The following is a 16,228-nucleotide window of genomic DNA, read 5'->3' on the forward strand; positions in this document are numbered from 1 at the left end:
TCAGACGGCCTTTTATTGCTTTAATTATAAGGCTGACAAGGCCTGATTAAAGGTTGCGCTTGGACGCATTGCTTGTGCAGCTTTTTCAGGATTGGCTGCGTAGTAGCCGCCGATGTCGACAGCTTTGCCTTGTACGGCAGAGAGTTCTTCAACGATTTTGGCTTCGTCGGCAGTCAAAGCAGCTGCCAATGGAGCAAATGCGGCTTTCAGTTCGGCATCTTTGTCTTGCGCTGCCAATTTTTGCGCCCAGTAGAGGGTGAGGTAGAAATGGCTGCCGCGGTTGTCGAGTTCGCCTGCTTTGCGTTTAGGCGATTTGTCGTTCAACAGCAGTTTTTCGGTGGCTGCATCCAAAGTGTCGGCGAGGACTTGGGCTTTGGCGTTGCCGGTTTTTTGCGCCAGATGTTCAAACGATACGGCGAGTGCGAGGAATTCGCCCAAAGAGTCCCAACGCAAGTGGTTTTCTTCGAGGAATTGTTGAACATGTTTCGGTGCAGAACCGCCCGCGCCGGTTTCAAACATACCGCCGCCATTCATCAATGGAACGATAGACAGCATTTTCGCGCTGGTACCCAGTTCCAAAATTGGGAACAAGTCGGTCAGGTAGTCGCGCAGGACGTTACCGGTTACAGAGATGGTGTCTTCGCCGTTTTTCAGACGGCCCAAGCTGAATTTAGCGGCTTCTTCAGGAGCGAGGACGCGGATGTCGAGGCCGTCGGTATCCAGTTCGGCAAGGTAGGCTTTAACCTTGGCGAGCAGGCTCTTGTCGTGCGGACGGTTTTCGTCGAGCCAGAACACGGCTGGCGTGTTGCTCAGACGGGCGCGGTTGACGGCGAGTTGTACCCAGTCTTTGACGGGCGCGTCTTTGGTTTGGCACATACGCCAGATGTCACCGGCTTCAACGTCGTGTTGCATCAGGACATTACCTGCTGCATCAATGACTTGAACTTGGCCGTCGGCTTCGATTTCGAAAGTTTTGTTGTGTGAACCGTATTCTTCGGCTGCTTGCGCCATCAGGCCGACGTTAGGAACGGTACCCATGGTTGTCGGGTCAAACGCGCCGTGTTCGCGGCAGAAGTCGATGGTTGCTTGGTAAACGCCGGCATAGCTGCTGTCCGGAATGACGGCTTTGGTGTCTTGCGCTTTGCCGTCTTTGTCCCACATGCGGCCGGAATTACGAATCATCGCAGGCATAGAAGCATCGACGATGACATCGCTAGGAACGTGCAGGTTGGTAATGCCTTTGTCGGAATCAACCATGGCCAAATCAGGGTTGGCGGCGTAAACGGCAGCGATTTCAGCTTCAACGGCGGCGCGGGTGTCCGCATCCAGTTTGTCCAGATTGGCAAGCAGGTTGCCGAAGCCGTTGTTGACGTTGACGCCTGCGGCAGCCAGTTTGTCGCCGAATTTTTCAAAGACAGGCGCGAAGAATACTTTGACGGCGTGTCCGAAGATAATCGGGTCGGACACTTTCATCATGGTGGCTTTCATGTGCAGCGAGAACAATACGCCTTTTGCTTTTGCGTCTTTCACTTGTTCGGCAAGGAAGGCGAGCAGGGCTTTTTTGCTCATCACGGTCGCGTCGATGATTTCGCCGGCTTTCAGGGCAACAGGCTCGCGCAGCTCTTTTTTGTTGCCTTGTTTGTCGGTGAACATGATGGATACGGAAGTCGCATCGGGTACGGTAACGGATTGTTCGTTATGGAAAAAGTCGCCGCTTTGCATAGTGGCAACGTGGGTTTTGGAATCTTTGGTCCATGCGCCCATGCTGTGCGGATGTTTTTTCGCAAAGTTTTTCACTGCTTTAGGCGCGCGACGGTCGGAGTTGCCTTCACGCAGGACAGGGTTTACCGCGCTGCCTTTGATGCGGTCGTAGCGTTCGCGTACGGCTTTTTCTTCATTGGTTTGAGGGTCGGCAGGATAGTCGGGAACGGCAAAGCCTTTAGACTGCAATTCTTTAATCGCGGCCGTCAGTTGAGGTACGGATGCGCTGATATTCGGCAGTTTGATCACGTTTGCATCGGGTTGTTTAACCAGTTCGCCCAATTCGGCAAGCGCATCAGGTACGCGTTGCGCTTCGGTCAGGTATTCGGGAAACGCCGCCAAAATACGGCCGGAGAGAGAAATGTCGCTGGTTTTGACATCAATATCGGCGTGGCGGGTAAACGCCTGCACGATTGGCAGCAGGGATTGAGTGGCCAATGCAGGAGCTTCGTCGGTGTAGGTATAGATAATGGTGGATTTAGTCATGGGATTATTCTCTATGTAGGTTAAGTTTTTCTTTTCGGGCACATCGCGAGAAGAAACGTGCTAAGCCTATTATGGCATATTTCGGCGGATTTGGTTGTTGTTTTGATGTTATTGTTTTTTAAGTTGCGGAAAAGAAAAAGGCCGTCTGAAAAGACAGCCTAAATATAAGGACTTATCCGATAATCAAAACGGCATTGCTGCCGCCGAAGGCAAATGACGAGCTGGCGGCAATGCGTTTTTCAGACGGCCAGCGGCTGTTTTCGTCGGTTAAAGCGATGTTGGGCAGCTCGGAATCGGGTACATTGTCCCATTGTTGCGGCGGCAGTTTGCCTTCCGGATTGTATTGGCGGTTGGCCATCAACCAGGCAAATGCGGCTTCAATCGCACCGGCTGCACCCAAAGTATGACCGGTGGACGGCTTGGTTGAGGTGCAAAGGGTGTGACTGCCAAACACTTCGGCAACGGCTCGGCTTTCCATGCTGTCGTTGTGTTGCGTGCCGGTGCCGTGCAGATTGATCCAGCCGATGTCTTCTGCTTTCAAACCGGCTTTATCCAAAGCAGCCTGAAAGGATTGGGCTGCACCCAAACCGTCGGGACGGGGCGAAGACATATGATAGGCATCACTGCTTGCACCGTAGCCCAACAATTGCATTTCGCCGTCAAAATCTGCATCGCGCGTCATCACGAAAAATGCGGCCGCTTCGCCGATATTGATGCCGTTGCGGTTGGCAGAAAAAGGCTTGGCGATGCCGTCTGAAAGCACTTCCAAAGAGGCAAAACCATTAATTGTCAGCGGAGAAAGCGTATCCGCGCCGCCGCAAATTACGGCATCACACAATCCGGCACGAAGCAATCGGGCTGCGCTGATGAGGGCGCGTGCGCCGGAAGTGCAGGCGGTGGAGACGGTATAGCGCAAGCCGTCCAGACCGTAAACTTGGGCGATAAATTCGGAGGGCGAAGCCATGGTGTGTTGCAGCTGCTTGAACGGAACATCCGTCCACTCACCACCTTGTACAACGTGTTGGAACAAAGGGATATTTTCGTCTGCGCCACTGGTGGACGTACCGGTAACGACAGCAACTCTTTCTTTGCCGTAACGGGCAATGGCCGTCTGAATCAGTCCGTCTATTTGCGAAAGCGCGTGCAGGATAAGCTGGTTGTTGCGGCTGCGATGCGCTTCGGGAATGCTGTCGGGCAGAGGCATCAGGGTTTCTTTGACTGCACCGAAAGCATGCGTTTTGCCTTTTACCCATTGGTCTGAAAAAGTCAGGGGCGTGTTTTCAGACGGCGTGAGTAAGGCATCGGCATGAACTTGCAAGCCGCTACCCAATGCGCTGGTCAGTGCCGGACGGCTGAGATAAACAGGAGTATTCATGAATTAGTCTTCTGCAATCGGGCTGACCGTCCAGAAAGTTTGGTCGGGGAAGCCGATGAGGAATTGTTCGGAATGGTGGGCGACACACCACAAATCATGCTCGCGGTAGCTGAACACCGCGCCTTTGCCGTCAGGGCAGAAGCCTTGATGGGTGGCATTTTGTTGGCGGGCTTCAGGGTAAAGCGTGGCGGCGTGTTCGGCGGCCAAAAGTGGCAACAAGGCGGCAAACAGTCGGCGCGAAGCAGCATTGGGCATCACAAAGCCGTCATTTTTCCAACCTTTGGTGCTGACCGATTGGCGCGATACCGGCGCACCCAGTGCATCGGTTTGGACAAAGCGGATGCCGTCTGAATGAGGCTCGACTGCCAAGAGATTGGTTTGAACGGTTTGCCCCGTCGCATTGGTCTGCTCGAGTTTGAACCATTGGCCTTCTTTGGAAAGCGGCGGCAGCGTTTGCGGATGGGGGAGCGAGGTCGCACATGCGGAGAGCAGCAGTGCGGCAAGCAAAGGGATAAATCGCATAAGGTTTTATCTATCGGTCAAAATATTTAATGGTGTGGATGAAGTTTCAGACGGCCTGTTCTGTTTTCAGTCTAGGCCGTCTGAAAGACATTCGTCCTTATTCTACCTTCAAATCGCCCACCAATGCGGCAAGTGTGGACAAGCGTTGCTCGGATTTTTCCACGAATGGATTGTTCGTGTCCCAAGCGTAGCCTGCCAGAATAGATGAAATCATACGGCTGATTTCAGGACTGCGGTTAGGCGCGTAGATGGCATTTTGGAAGCGGAAATCGTACCAACCGTTTACATAAGTGCGGAATGCGTTCACGCCGATCATCAGTTGGTCGGCAAATTCGGTTTGCCAATCGACGGCTTCGCCTTTGAGCTGTTTGCCCAACAAATCGGCAGCCAGTTTGGCAGAGTGCAGGGCAATGGTCACGCCGGAGGAGAAGACTGGGTCGAGGAATTCGGCGGCGTTGCCCAAAAGGGCGAAATGTTTGCCGTATAAGGTTTTTACGTTGGCAGAGTAGCCTTGGATAGAACGGAACGGGAAGTCGTTTTCCCAAACGGCTTTATCCAAAATTTCCGCCAGCATCGGGCATTCGTACACAAATTTTTTCAACACGGCTTCTGATTTGCCGGCCAGTTTGTCGGGCGTGCCGACAACGCCGATGGAGCAGCGGTTGTCGCCGAAAGGAATCAGCCAAATCCAGACATCGCGATGTTCAGGATGCGTGTTGATCAGGATTTTGTTGCGGTCGAATTTCGGGCTGGTGATGTTGTCGTCAATATGCGTGAAGTGGGCTTGGCGCGGAGGCAGCTCGGACGGGCTTTCCAAGTCCAAAAGGCGGGGCAGGACGCGACCGTAACCGCTGGCATCCAAAACGAATTTGGCGGTCAGTTCATAGTTTTCGCCTGTATCGCTCGCAACGCTCAAACGTGCCACATCGCCGCTGTTGTCAAACGCGGTTACGCCATGTCCGAAGCGGACATCGACACCTTGTTTTGCCGCTTCATCAATCAGGATTTTGTCGAAGATGCCGCGGCGCACTTGATAAATAGTACCGGGGCCGTCTGAAAATTTTTCAGTAAAGTTGAAATCTGTGTAACGGCTGCCCCATGAAAACGCAGCGCCGTCTTTAAATTGAAAGCTGGGCTCGGCATGCACTGCATCGGCAAAACCGGCTTCTTCCAACATTTCCATGCAATGCGGCAACAGGCTTTCGCCGATGACAAAGCGCGGGAAATGTTGTTTTTCCAATACGCAAACTTTAAAGCCTTGTTTGTTCAGCAAAGCGGAAGCAACCGAACCTGAAGGGCCTGCGCCGATAACGGCAACGTCAAATTCTATAGACATTTGAAAATACCTTTGATTTTAATGATAAAAAAATGTTTAATCCATCGCCTGAAATTTTTCAGACGGCCTCTTACAACGTGACGATAGAAGTCGAAACAAAATATCGCTTCAATTTCAATCGTCTTCATCTTGTGTCTAATTTTTCAACAATGTGCCTGCCAGCCAAATATTGAATGCCACGCCGATGGTAACCGTCATGCCGAACACGGCAACGGCGGGCGTGCTGCTGATGGCGAGCAGGGCAAAGGAAATGGCTGTCGTCGCGGCGGCAAGCAGCATACCGCCTAATTTTTCCGGCGCGCTGTGGTGTGCGGTGGCGGCATAGACGGCATAGTCCACGCCGATGGCGGATACTAAAAGCAGTCCGAACATGGCAAACAGGCTGACGGGAATGCCGGCCAAACCGAGTACGGCAACGGTGCAGATGGCGGCGGCCAGCGGCACGGCAAGGATTTTGCTGCCGCGTTTGAAACCAAACATTTTCCACAAGAGTAACCATGCCAACGCATAGGAAGCCAGTTTCAACCATGCGGCCTGATTGCGCGTGTGGTGGAAAAGCTCGTTTAAGTGGGCGCGCTTGTCTGCCCAATGTACGCCGGAGACGTGTTGCGCCACGGCGCGTACGGCGGCTTCATCGGTCATGCCGTTTAAACGCACGACGGCAGCAAAACGGCCTGGTTCCACTTCGCCCAAATACAAGGAACGCCAAGCTTCTGCCAAATCGGTATTCAGGCCGTCTGAAAGCGATAATGGTTGTGTGTCGGCAGCTTGCAGTAGGGCATCGCGCACGGTTTTGCGCGGAATACCGATTTCTGTGAGTGGTTTCCAGCTATCAGGCAATTTGGTCAATTCACGCAGGCGGTTTTGCAGTTTTTGCTGTTCCGTTGTCGGCAGGATGAATTGGTCGGGCGATTGGATGCCGAAAAGTTTGCCTTGCGCGATTAAGGGCTGCAGGGCGCGGCTGAGTTCGGCGGTTTTCTTCAACAGGGCATCTTCGCTTTGTGCTTCGGCCACCAAATATTTGCCGCCAAAATCCGTGCCGCTCAACTGGCCGATTTGTTGTACTTCGGCCAACATCGCGGTCGGCATATTGACCCATTGACGGATGTCGTCACGCCAGTCGCTGCGCCACAGTCCGACTGCCAGCAAAATTCCGCCTACGATTAACCATCCGCGTTTGTGCAGGCGGTTTTTCAGACGGCCTGACAAGGAATAGAGCTTTTCTGTTAATGCGGCAAAAGGCACGGTTTTGGCACGGTAGCGGCGAAACAGCGGTGGCAGCCATAAAACGGTGGCACCAAACGCGCCAAATAAAGCGAAGCCTGAAAATACCGCGGTTTGGCGCAGTACAGGCAAAGGGGTGAACCACAGCAGCGCGTAGCCCAAGACGGTAATCGTCAAGCTGACGGCAAAACTCGGCAAGACATGTTTCATTGCCGATTCGGCCTGCCAAACGGTCTTTTCAGACGGCCCAAATACTGACGGAGCCAGCCAGTGCAACGGGAAATCCACCAACATACCCACCAGGCTGGTGCCGATGACGATGGTCAGGATATGCACTTCGCCGAAGGTCAATAACGCAACCGCCAATCCGGTCAACATACCGGCTGCCAGCGACAAGGACAGCAAAAACACGCGGCCGCTGCGGAAGACCCACAACAGCAGCGCAAAGGTCAGTCCAAGTCCGACCATACTCATCAGCCGACTTTCTTTTTCTGCGGCTGCTTTGGATACGGCGGCGAACAATGCGCCACCTGCGCTTAAGGTTTCCGCGCCGTTTTCCGAAGCGATTTGACGGCTTTGCGTCATCAGCGGTAAGAGGGCGTCGTTGCCGGAAAATTGATCGCCGCCGGCGAGCCGTCCGCGCAAAAATACCCAAGTTTTGCCTTTGTCTTCGGCAAACAGCATGCCGTTGTCCATGTCCCACTGCAAACGGCTTTGCGGATTGGCTTTGTCGGCAACAAAGCGTCCGAAGCCCAGCCAGTCTTGTTCTAAAGACAAAGGCGAGGGGGCGGCAAACGGATTGGCTGCGGCTTCTGCACGCGCTTGAAAATAGGTTTGCGGTTGCTCAAACAGCAGGCGGATTTCGTCTTGCGGCAAAACGGCCAAGCCCAGTTTCTGCATATCCGCCCGTACTTTGTCCAAATTCGGCGTCATGCTGCTGTCGACTTGTTCAAATACGCCGCTTTTGCGCCATGCATCGGCAATTTGTGAGGCCGTCTGAAAAGCGGTTTCGGCATCGGTACTGCCTGCAAGCAAAATAACTTGTGAATTGAGCTGCGCTTCTGCGGTTTTATCCGCGGCCGTCAGTAAGGCATCGGGTTGCTGTTCGCTTGGCAACAACGCGTTCAAGTCGGTTTGGATGCGCGCTTGTGAGGCAAAGGCATAAACCAAAAACAGGGTAAGAAACAGGATAAGGGCAGTATAGAGGCGGTTTAGGAGGCGAAGATTCATCGTTCAGACGGCCTTTTGCAAATGCTGCTGTTAGTGTGTGGAATAAGTAAAAGTACAGTAAATTAAATCAGATTATTATTATTTTGTCAGTTGTTAGATAGTTTGCCGGTCGGTTAAATCATTAGATTTGAGCGAGCCGAAAAACTGCCATTGCAGAGCGACGGTTTTTCCCTTCCAAACGCAGGCAAGTGCCATCGTATCCGCTAAAATCGCGCTTGTGCCGTGCCAATCGGTTTGCTTTCCAGCGCGTAAACCGACGGGTTGCCCTGAATCGAAAACATAGCCGACTGATTTCATGTCCGACGGAAAATCCAAATTTGCTGCTTTAATCAATGCTTCTTTGAAACACCACAATCGGTAAAACGTTTCAGACGGCCAGTTTATTGTTTCTAAGTAGTTTTGTTCTTCTTGCGTGCAGACCAAAGCCGACAGCGCTTTGAAATCGCGCGGGCGGATAAATTCGATATCGACTCCGGCTGTTAAGGGCTGAGGTGCACACAATAAAGCGGCAAAGCCTTGGCTGTGGCTCAGCGATACAGTCGCTAAATCGGTTTGCTGTTTTAACGCTCGGCTGACTTGCCAGTCTTGACGCTGCGCCAGTTGCGGCGCGGCAGCCAAACGTTGTGAATCGACCGCGTTTAGAGACGCATGGTCGTAGCAGGCGGCAAAAGACGGATCGGCCAGCAGGCAGTGAAGGGGTGTTGTATCCATAAAATAGAAAAATGCCAAACTTCATATTGAAGTCCGGCATTTTTGACATTGCTTAGTGGAAGCTGCCTTTCAAAACCACACGGCTGTTGAATGTAGCGATGTGGCATTCGTATTCGTTACCGCCTTTGGTTACTTTGTCAAAGTAGCTAACCAGATGAACAGATTTGGCTTTTTTACGATGCGCAGTGCTTTGGAAGCGTTTAACCGCGCTCAAGAATGCGCGTTGACAGGTTTCATCAGGGGTTTTGCCGACTGAGTTGGAGATTTGACGGGAAGTCAAAGTCGCGCCGGATGTGCTGCCGTAGTGAACGCGGATGCTAGGATCCAAAGCGGATTTGGCTTCGGCAGAGTTCAAAGCTACATCGACTTTACACATATAAATGTCATTTTGACCTTTGCCATTGACTTTATGGCCTTCACCCATGCTGCGGCAGGCAGAACCGGCGGCAGTTGTTTTTTGAGTAGAAGTTTGAGAGGAGGAAGTAGATGGTTGGGAATTGCCGGATTGTGAGCAAGCGGCAAGCATCAGGGCGGATACGGCAACCAAAGCAGAAAAACGTAACATACGAACTCCTTTGTAATAAGGGGTGTGAAAAAAGGTTTACAGAAAACAGAATCATTTTAACATATATGAAAGAAGTATAAAAATAGGATGATGCAAAAAATATTATATTTTTATTTAAATTATTTCATGGTGTTAAGAAAGTTTGAGGCGGTAATGCTTGACGAAGGAGGGCAGAAAGCGTATATTGCGGTCTTCCTTAGGAGTAATGGCTGAGAGGCTGAAGGCACTTCCCTGCTAAGGAAGCATGTGGGGTCAACCTGCATCGAGGGTTCGAATCCCTCTTACTCCGCCAAATATGAAAGACACCGTTTATACGGTGTCTTTTTTATTATCCGGAATTGCTTGAAATCTGAGGCCGTCTGAAAGTGTGAAATGAACGATTTGATTATTCTAAACAAGCCTTATGGCGTGATTTGCCAGTTTTCTGCACATGAAAAACATCAGTGCCTTAAGGATTTTGTCGAGAAACCGGGATTTTATCCGGCCGGACGTTTGGATACGGATAGCGAGGGTTTGCTGCTGCTGACCAATAATGGCCGGTTGCAGGCGCAGATTGCCGACCCGAAATTCAAGCAGGTCAAAACTTATTGGGCGCAGGTGGAGGGTTCTCCTGATGAAGCCAAATTGGATTTGTTGCGCCGTGGCGTAGATTTGGGCGATTTTGTCACCCGTCCAGCCGAGGTTAGGGTATTGGAAGAAGGCGAAGCGGATGTTTTATGGCCGCGCGTGCCGCCGATTCGTGTGCGTAAGTCTGTACCTGATTTTTGGGTGGAGATCAAAATTTCGGAAGGGAAAAACCGCCAAGTGCGAAGGATGACGGCGAAAGCAGGCTTTCCGTGTTTGCGCTTGGTTCGTGTGGCAATAGGCCGTCTGAATCTGTTTGATTTGAATTTGGAATTGGGACAATGGCAGTTTGCGCCGCATCGTCCTTAAATAGTATGAATAAAGGCCGTCTGAAATATTCAGACGGCCTTTTGTTATGGAAAAATTAATGATGTGAATGGCCGATTTGGAAGGTCAAAGTGGTGTAGTTCGCCTGTTTTTGGCACACGCTTTGATCGGGGAAATCGGCTTTGTGTTCTACGCTGGCTTTCCAGAAACCTTGGCGCAGGGGAATGATGCTGACTTCGCCTTTGTCATCAGTGGTATCGGAGAAGGCTTGGGCTTCGGTTTTATGGGTTTTGCTGCGGTCGCTGGTGTCGAAGCCGTCAAATGTGGCGGTAACGGTGGCGTTAGGCAGCGGCTCGCCATTGAAGAGGACGCGGACTTTGAAGCGTTCGCCGACGTGGACGTTGGCTGGGTTGTCCAAAGGTACGATTTCCAAATGTTGGCCGACTTGCTTGGTGATGATGGCAGTATCTGCGCTTTCATGGCCGACATTGACGATGTTTTTACCGAACATACGGGTTTGCTCGCAATAGCTTGCATCAGGCATTTCTTTGATGCTTGCCTGCTTCCAGCCTGCGCTGTTTTTTGACCAGAAAGTCGGTTGGTATTCGGCGGTTACCAAGTAGCTGCCGTCTTTGACCGGCAGTTTGCTGCGGTATTGGTAATTGTATGTGCCTTTTTGAATCATGTTTTCTTTGCCTTTTTCAGTCACCAGTTGCATGGGTTTGCTGAAAATGTGCAGGCGGTCTTTTGCGATGGGTTCAAGCTCCGGGAATTCGCCATAGCCTAATTCGGCTTCAAGGTATTCGCCGCCATGTGTGTGGGCGGTTTCAACCCAAACGCGATGGGCGTGTGCGGCAGTGCTGAACAGGAAGGCTGATGCAATAAGCAAAGCGGTTTTTTTCATGATTTCTCTCCGATTTTCGATGTGTAGAAAAGATAGAATAAAGTTGTTCGTTATAATATAACAAAATTATTTAAATTTAAAGAGAGGCCGTCTGAAAACTTTCAGACGGCCTTTTAGATGATTGTTTTTTTGAATCAGATTATCGAAACGGTTTAGTCCCCGTCACGACAAACATCAATTGCTTCCTGCAAACTGCTGACGCCGTAGATTTTCAGGTTTGGAAACTCTTTGGCATGGCGCGGCATATTGGCTTTGGGGACGATGGCGCGTTTGAAGCCGAGTTTTTCCGCTTCTTTGAGCCGCTCTTGTCCGCGTGCGACAGGGCGGACTTCGCCGCTTAGGCCGATTTCGCCGAAAACCACGGTTTTTTCAGGCATGGGGCGGTTGCGGAAGCTGGAGAGCATAGCGAGGATGACGGCGAGGTCGGCAGCAGGTTCGCCGATTTTGACGCCGCCGACGGCGTTGAGGAACACGTCTTGGTCGAAGCAGGCAATGCCGCCGTGGCGGTTGAGGACAGCGAGCAGCATGGCGAGGCGGTTTTGTTCGAGGCCGACGGTGAGTCGTTTGGGGGTAAAACCGTGTGCGTCATCGACCAGTGCCTGAATTTCGACCAAAAGCGGGCGGCTGCCTTCCTGTGTGACCAAAACACATGAACCTGGAGTGTCGTCACGGTAGCTTGCAAGGAAGATAGCGGACGGGTTGGATACGCCTTTCAAACCATTTTCGGTCATGGCGAATACGCCCAATTCGTTTGCTGCGCCGAAACGGTTTTTGATGGCGCGTATCATGCGGTAGTTGGAATGTTGGTCGCCCTCGAAATACAGTACGGTATCGACCATATGCTCCAGCACGCGCGGGCCGGCAATCGCGCCGTCTTTGGTAACGTGTCCGACCAGTATCATGGCGATGCCCATCTGTTTCGCCATACGCGTCAGTTGGGCGGCACACTCGCGCACCTGCGACACGGAGCCGGGGGCGGAAGTGATTTGGTCGGAATACATGGTTTGGATGGAATCAATGACGACGACTTCGGGCTGATGCTGTTTTAAGGCCGTCTGAATCGCTTCCATGCGGATTTCGGCAAGCAGGTTCACGCCTTCGGTGGGCAGCTCCAAACGTTGTGCGCGCAGGGCAACTTGTTGGGCGGATTCCTCGCCGGAAACGTACAGCACTTTGCGGCTTTGCGCCATTTTGGCGATGGTTTGCAACAACAGCGTGGATTTGCCGATGCCGGGGTCGCCGCCGAGCAGGATGACCGCGCCATCTACCAAACCGCCGCCCAATACGCGGTCGAGTTCGCCCATGCCGGTCGGATTGCGCGGCACTTCGGTGGCGGTGACGGCGGAGAGGGATTGGACGGTCGAGGTGTCCGCCGCCCAAGATTGGAAGCGGGCGTTTTTCGGTTCGGGCGCGGCAAGGCTTTCCTGAAGCGTGTTCCACTCGCCGCAATGCGGGCATTTACCCTGCCATTTCGGGGAAGTGCCGCCGCATTCGGAACATTGGTAGATGGTTTTGGGGGCTTTTGCCATGGTGTTTTCCCTGTGGAATATTTGATGTGTGAAAAGGTCGTCTGAAAACAATCATATCGTTTTCAGACGACCTTTTTTATTGAGAAATAACAGGTTTATTTTTTACTGTCTTTATCTGCATCTTTTTTCGGCGCAGGTTTTTTCGCTGCCAAGCCCAAAGATTTTTGCCATTCGGCTGGATTTTTCACCAAGTCCAAGGCTTTGCGAAGCTGATCGTCTTTGGCCGGATTTGGAATGCGACGGCTGGAGATGTCTTCGTCTTTGTCTTTTTGGGACTTGTCTTTATCGGCTTTGGTTTCTGAGTTGGCAGGTGTTTCAGTGCTGCTGTTGACGTCTTGGCCGCCCAGCGGATTGCCGATATGGCCGACCAAATCGGCTTCGCGGCTTTCAAAGGCACGGTCTTTGTCTTTGACTTCAACGTCAGGAACAATGCCTTGCGCTTGAATCGAGCGGTCGTTTGGTGTGTAGTAAAGGGCGGTGGTCAGTTTGACTGCGCTGCCGCCGGAAAGCGGAATCAGGGTTTGCACTGAGCCTTTGCCGAAACTTTGTGTGCCGACGACGACGGCGCGTTTGTGGTCTTGCAATGCTCCGGCAACGATTTCGGAAGCGGAGGCCGAGCCTGCGTTAATCAGGACGGTCATAGGAATGGTTTTCAGCTCGGCAGGCAATCCGGCCAACGGGTCTTTGCCGCTGGTGGTAATGTAGTCTTCGGCAGTTGCTTTGAGTACCATGCCTTCTTTTTTGTTGCGGCCTTTGGTGCTGACAACAGTTACGTCAGGTTGCAGGAAGGCTGCGGATACGCCGACTGCGCCATTGAGCAGGCCGCCCGGGTCGTCGCGCAAGTCGAGGATGATACCTTTGAGCGGGCCTTTGTTTTCTTTGACTAAGGCTTGTGCGGCTTCGTTGAGCGCGGCAACGGTGCGCTCTTGGAATTGGGAGACGCGGATGTAGCCGTAGTCTTTTTCAAGCAGGTGATGGCGTACGCTTTTGACTTTGATGATGGCGCGGGTCAGGTTGACGACGATGGGTTTGTCGGCATTTTTGCGTGAAAGGGTCAGGGTGATTTTGGTACCCGGTTTGCCGCGCATTTTTTTGACGGCTTCGCTGACGGTCAGGCCGCGCGTAGAGGTATTGTCGATTTTGACGATGAAGTCGCCGCTTTTCACACCGGCGCGTTCTGCCGGAGTGTCTTCAATCGGGGCAACGACTTTGACGAAGCCGTCTTCTTGTCCGATTTCCATACCCAAGCCGCCGAATTCGCCGCTGGTGGATTCTTTCATTTCGGCATAGCCTTTTTTGTCCATATACTCGGAATGCGGATCGAGATCGGACACCATGCCTTTCATTGCGCCTTCAAAGAGCTCGGCATCGGGTTTGTCTTGGTAATAGTTGGCTTTGATTTGGCCGTACACTTCTGCCATGGTGCGGATGGTTTGCACGGGCAGGGCTTCGTTGTCTTTTTTGTCTTTTTCGGCGGCAAAACTTTGTACACTCAGACTGAGGGCGATGCCGCTAAACGCGCCGAGAGTGTAGATTGCAACTTTTTTCAAAGTGGATTTTGTTGACATTCGTTTGACTTTCTTTTTGTGTACGGTAAGCAAAGTGTTTTTTGTTTTCTCTGAACCCGTTGACTTTATGTGATTTAAACGCTTGGAACAATAAGTTTAAGGTAAAAGTTTGTTGTTTAATGTGCTGAACAGGCGTGAAAATCGTGTTTTATTGTAGTTTATGATGAAAATTCAGACGGCCTGAAGGGGAAAATTCACTCAGGCCGTCTGAAACATCAGTTAATCCAGGAAAGCGGATTCATGACTTGTCCGTTGTAGCGGACTTCAAGGTAAAGGCCGGTTTCGCCCGACGGCAAAGTGCCGCTGGTGCCGATTTTGCTGCCGGCATTGACGGCGTAGTTTTGGGCGATGTCGATTTCGTTCAGGCCGGAGTAAATGCTGACATAGCCGTCGCCGTGGTCGAGGACGACTACTTTGCCGTAGCCTTCAAGTTCGCCGGCAAAAGTAACCGTGCCTGAGGCAATGCTGCTGACAGGAGCAGGAACGGTATTGTAGAACACGCCTTTCCAAACTTCGCCATCGCCGCGGTCTTGACCGAACAGGCCTGCCAGTGTGCCGTTGACCGGTTTTTTCAGACGGCCTTGCATACGGCTGAAGCTGTTGGCATTGCTGACGGTAAAGCCTTGGGTGTTCGGGGCTTGCAGTTTCATGTCTTCGTCAGTCAGCGTGGACATGGCGGCGCGTTCGGCTTCGGCTTTTTGTTGGGCGGCTGCCTGCTCTTTGCGGGCTTTTTCGGCTGCGGCCAAACGGGCTTCGGCGGCTTTTTTACGCGCTTCGGCTTCGACTTTGCGTTGCTCGGCTTTGCGTTTTTCCAAATCTTTCAAGAGATTGTTGAGGCGCTGCTCGTTTTCTCTGTGGTTGATTTTCTTTTGCGCTTCTTTGGCCATTTGCGCGTTTTGACGGCGGCTTTCGGCTTGTTCGGCGGTATTGGTCACGCCTTGTTGACGCAACGAAGCTTGGATATTGGCTTGCAGTTTTTTCAGGTAAGCCAATTCATTGTTGATTTTTTGTTCTTGCGCCGCCAGCTCTTTCTGTTGTTTTTCCAAGTCTCTCATAACTTGGTCGTTGGCGTTGTTGATATAACGTGTGTAACGCAGGAAGCGGGTTTTTTGACCGGCATCGGCGTTTTTCAGGAAGAGGGCGACCGCGTTGGGCTGGCTGTTTTTATAGTTGCCGGACACAAAGCGCGAAATTTGGGCGCGCGTATTGGAAACTTCGGCTTTCAACTGGTTGGCATCGGCATTGAGTTTTTGGAATTTTTCCCATGCATCGCGTTGTTTGCGGTTGATGCCGGAGAGGTTGTTGCGTGTTTGTTGCAGCTGTTTGAGCGTGGTATTGACATGGATAATGAAACCCTCGTTGCGTTTGGCAAAGGATTTTTTGGTTTCTATGTCGTTGGCGGCGGCAGTTACGGCTGCTTTGAAATCGTTGTCGGCTGAAGAAGCGGCTTTAGGCTCAACTTTAGGTTCGGCCTTTTTGTTTTGCTCTTTGGCTTTTGTGTCTTTTTTGTCGTCAACAGCTTTTTTGGCAGGTTCTTTAGCTTCGGCCTTTTTATCTTCAGCGGCTTTTTTAGCAGGCTCTTTGACTTTGGTTTCCTTAGGGTCTGCTTTTTTTACGGGTTCTTTGGCTTTGCTGTCTTTTTTATCTTCAGCAGTTGTTTTGTCTTGTTCTTTGGCTTTGCCAGATTTTGCGGCTGCGGCTTTTTTGTCTTTTGCTGTTTCTTTAGGCTCTTCGGCTTTACGGTTGGCCTTTTTATTGTCGGCAGCGGCTTCGAAGGCTTTAGCCGGTTTGTTTTTGGCTGAAGCGCGTTCGTTTTTGTCGGCGGTTTCCTTCCCTTTGGCAGCTTTGGCTTTAACCGCTTTTTTGTCTTCCTCTTTTTCTTTTACCGCTTGTTTTTTTGAAGTTTCTTTTTTTACATCTGCCTTAGCGGCTTCTTTCTCTTTTTTCACGGGCGCAGCCTTTTTGACGGCGGCCGCTTTTTCTTTCGGAGCGTCTTTGGCAGCATAGGTTGGCAGGGAGAAACTGAGCAATAGGGCGAGAATGAGGGGTTTATAACGCATGGTTCGATCTTGCTATCAAAGTAGGAACAATAGGACGGATTATACTGTCTGTCAGGCCGTCTGAAA

The 16,228-nt window shown here is 51.6% G+C and carries 12 protein-coding genes and 1 tRNA gene; 2 read left to right on the forward strand and 11 right to left on the reverse strand.

What is annotated here, in order from left to right; genetic code table 11:
* Positions 1 to 24 precede the first annotated feature (24 nt).
* From O3682_RS00100 to O3682_RS00130, 7 genes are all read right to left on the reverse strand, one after another.
* Positions 25 to 2,247 carry an NADP-dependent isocitrate dehydrogenase gene (locus O3682_RS00100; protein WP_371507944.1) on the reverse strand — a complete coding sequence of 741 codons (2,223 nt, stop codon included), beginning with the start codon at positions 2,245 to 2,247 and terminating at the stop codon, positions 25 to 27.
* A 172-nt stretch (positions 2,248 to 2,419) separates the two neighbouring features.
* Positions 2,420 to 3,622 carry a beta-ketoacyl-ACP synthase gene (locus tag O3682_RS00105; RefSeq protein ID WP_371507945.1) on the reverse strand — a complete coding sequence of 401 codons (1,203 nt, stop codon included), beginning with the start codon at positions 3,620 to 3,622 and terminating at the stop codon, positions 2,420 to 2,422.
* A 3-nt stretch (positions 3,623 to 3,625) separates the two neighbouring features.
* The gene (locus tag O3682_RS00110; protein ID WP_300481521.1) at positions 3,626 to 4,144 is read right to left on the reverse strand and encodes a hypothetical protein; all 519 of its coding nucleotides are present in this window, start codon (positions 4,142 to 4,144) and stop codon (positions 3,626 to 3,628) included.
* A gap of 97 nt (positions 4,145 to 4,241) precedes the next feature.
* A complete protein-coding gene (locus O3682_RS00115; RefSeq protein WP_371507946.1) occupies positions 4,242 to 5,480 on the reverse strand; it encodes an NAD(P)/FAD-dependent oxidoreductase in 1,239 nt (412 codons plus the stop codon).
* Positions 5,481 to 5,615: 135 nt separating this feature from the next.
* The gene (locus O3682_RS00120) at positions 5,616 to 7,934 is read right to left on the reverse strand and encodes an MMPL family transporter (protein WP_371507947.1); all 2,319 of its coding nucleotides are present in this window, start codon (positions 7,932 to 7,934) and stop codon (positions 5,616 to 5,618) included.
* A gap of 93 nt (positions 7,935 to 8,027) precedes the next feature.
* Positions 8,028 to 8,645, reverse strand: coding sequence for a 4'-phosphopantetheinyl transferase family protein (locus O3682_RS00125; RefSeq protein ID WP_371507948.1), 618 nt, complete (start codon positions 8,643 to 8,645; stop codon positions 8,028 to 8,030).
* A gap of 52 nt (positions 8,646 to 8,697) precedes the next feature.
* Complete coding sequence (locus O3682_RS00130; RefSeq protein WP_223168965.1) at positions 8,698 to 9,210, reverse strand: hypothetical protein; 513 nt, start codon at positions 9,208 to 9,210, stop codon at positions 8,698 to 8,700.
* 199 nt (positions 9,211 to 9,409) lie between these two features.
* On the opposite strand from O3682_RS00130, the gene O3682_RS00135 reads away from it, so the two are divergent.
* Both O3682_RS00135 and O3682_RS00140 read left to right on the forward strand, forming a co-directional pair.
* Positions 9,410 to 9,502: transfer RNA gene (locus O3682_RS00135), tRNA-Ser, on the forward strand.
* An 80-nt stretch (positions 9,503 to 9,582) separates the two neighbouring features.
* Entirely contained in the window at positions 9,583 to 10,143 is a 561-nt protein-coding gene (locus tag O3682_RS00140; protein WP_049332414.1) for a pseudouridine synthase, read from the forward strand.
* A 55-nt stretch (positions 10,144 to 10,198) separates the two neighbouring features.
* On the opposite strand, the gene O3682_RS00145 is transcribed toward O3682_RS00140, so the two are convergent.
* The 4 genes from O3682_RS00145 to O3682_RS00160 form a co-directional block, all read right to left on the reverse strand.
* The gene (locus tag O3682_RS00145; protein ID WP_003685136.1) at positions 10,199 to 11,005 is read right to left on the reverse strand and encodes a DUF4198 domain-containing protein; all 807 of its coding nucleotides are present in this window, start codon (positions 11,003 to 11,005) and stop codon (positions 10,199 to 10,201) included.
* Positions 11,006 to 11,157: 152 nt separating this feature from the next.
* Positions 11,158 to 12,534, reverse strand: a complete 1,377-nt coding sequence (radA, locus tag O3682_RS00150; RefSeq protein WP_371507949.1) for a DNA repair protein RadA — start codon at positions 12,532 to 12,534, stop codon at positions 11,158 to 11,160.
* A gap of 95 nt (positions 12,535 to 12,629) precedes the next feature.
* Positions 12,630 to 14,102 (reverse strand): carboxyl-terminal processing protease CtpA, encoded by a 1,473-nt coding sequence (ctpA, locus tag O3682_RS00155; RefSeq protein ID WP_254324688.1) that lies wholly within the window; start codon positions 14,100 to 14,102, stop codon positions 12,630 to 12,632.
* Positions 14,103 to 14,317: 215 nt separating this feature from the next.
* Positions 14,318 to 16,162 carry a peptidoglycan DD-metalloendopeptidase family protein gene (locus tag O3682_RS00160; RefSeq protein WP_371507950.1) on the reverse strand — a complete coding sequence of 615 codons (1,845 nt, stop codon included), beginning with the start codon at positions 16,160 to 16,162 and terminating at the stop codon, positions 14,318 to 14,320.
* Between the last annotated feature and the right edge of the window lie 66 nt (positions 16,163 to 16,228).

The organism is Neisseria sp. 27098_8_112 (genome assembly GCF_041433235.1).
GTDB lineage: Bacteria > Pseudomonadota > Gammaproteobacteria > Burkholderiales > Neisseriaceae > Neisseria.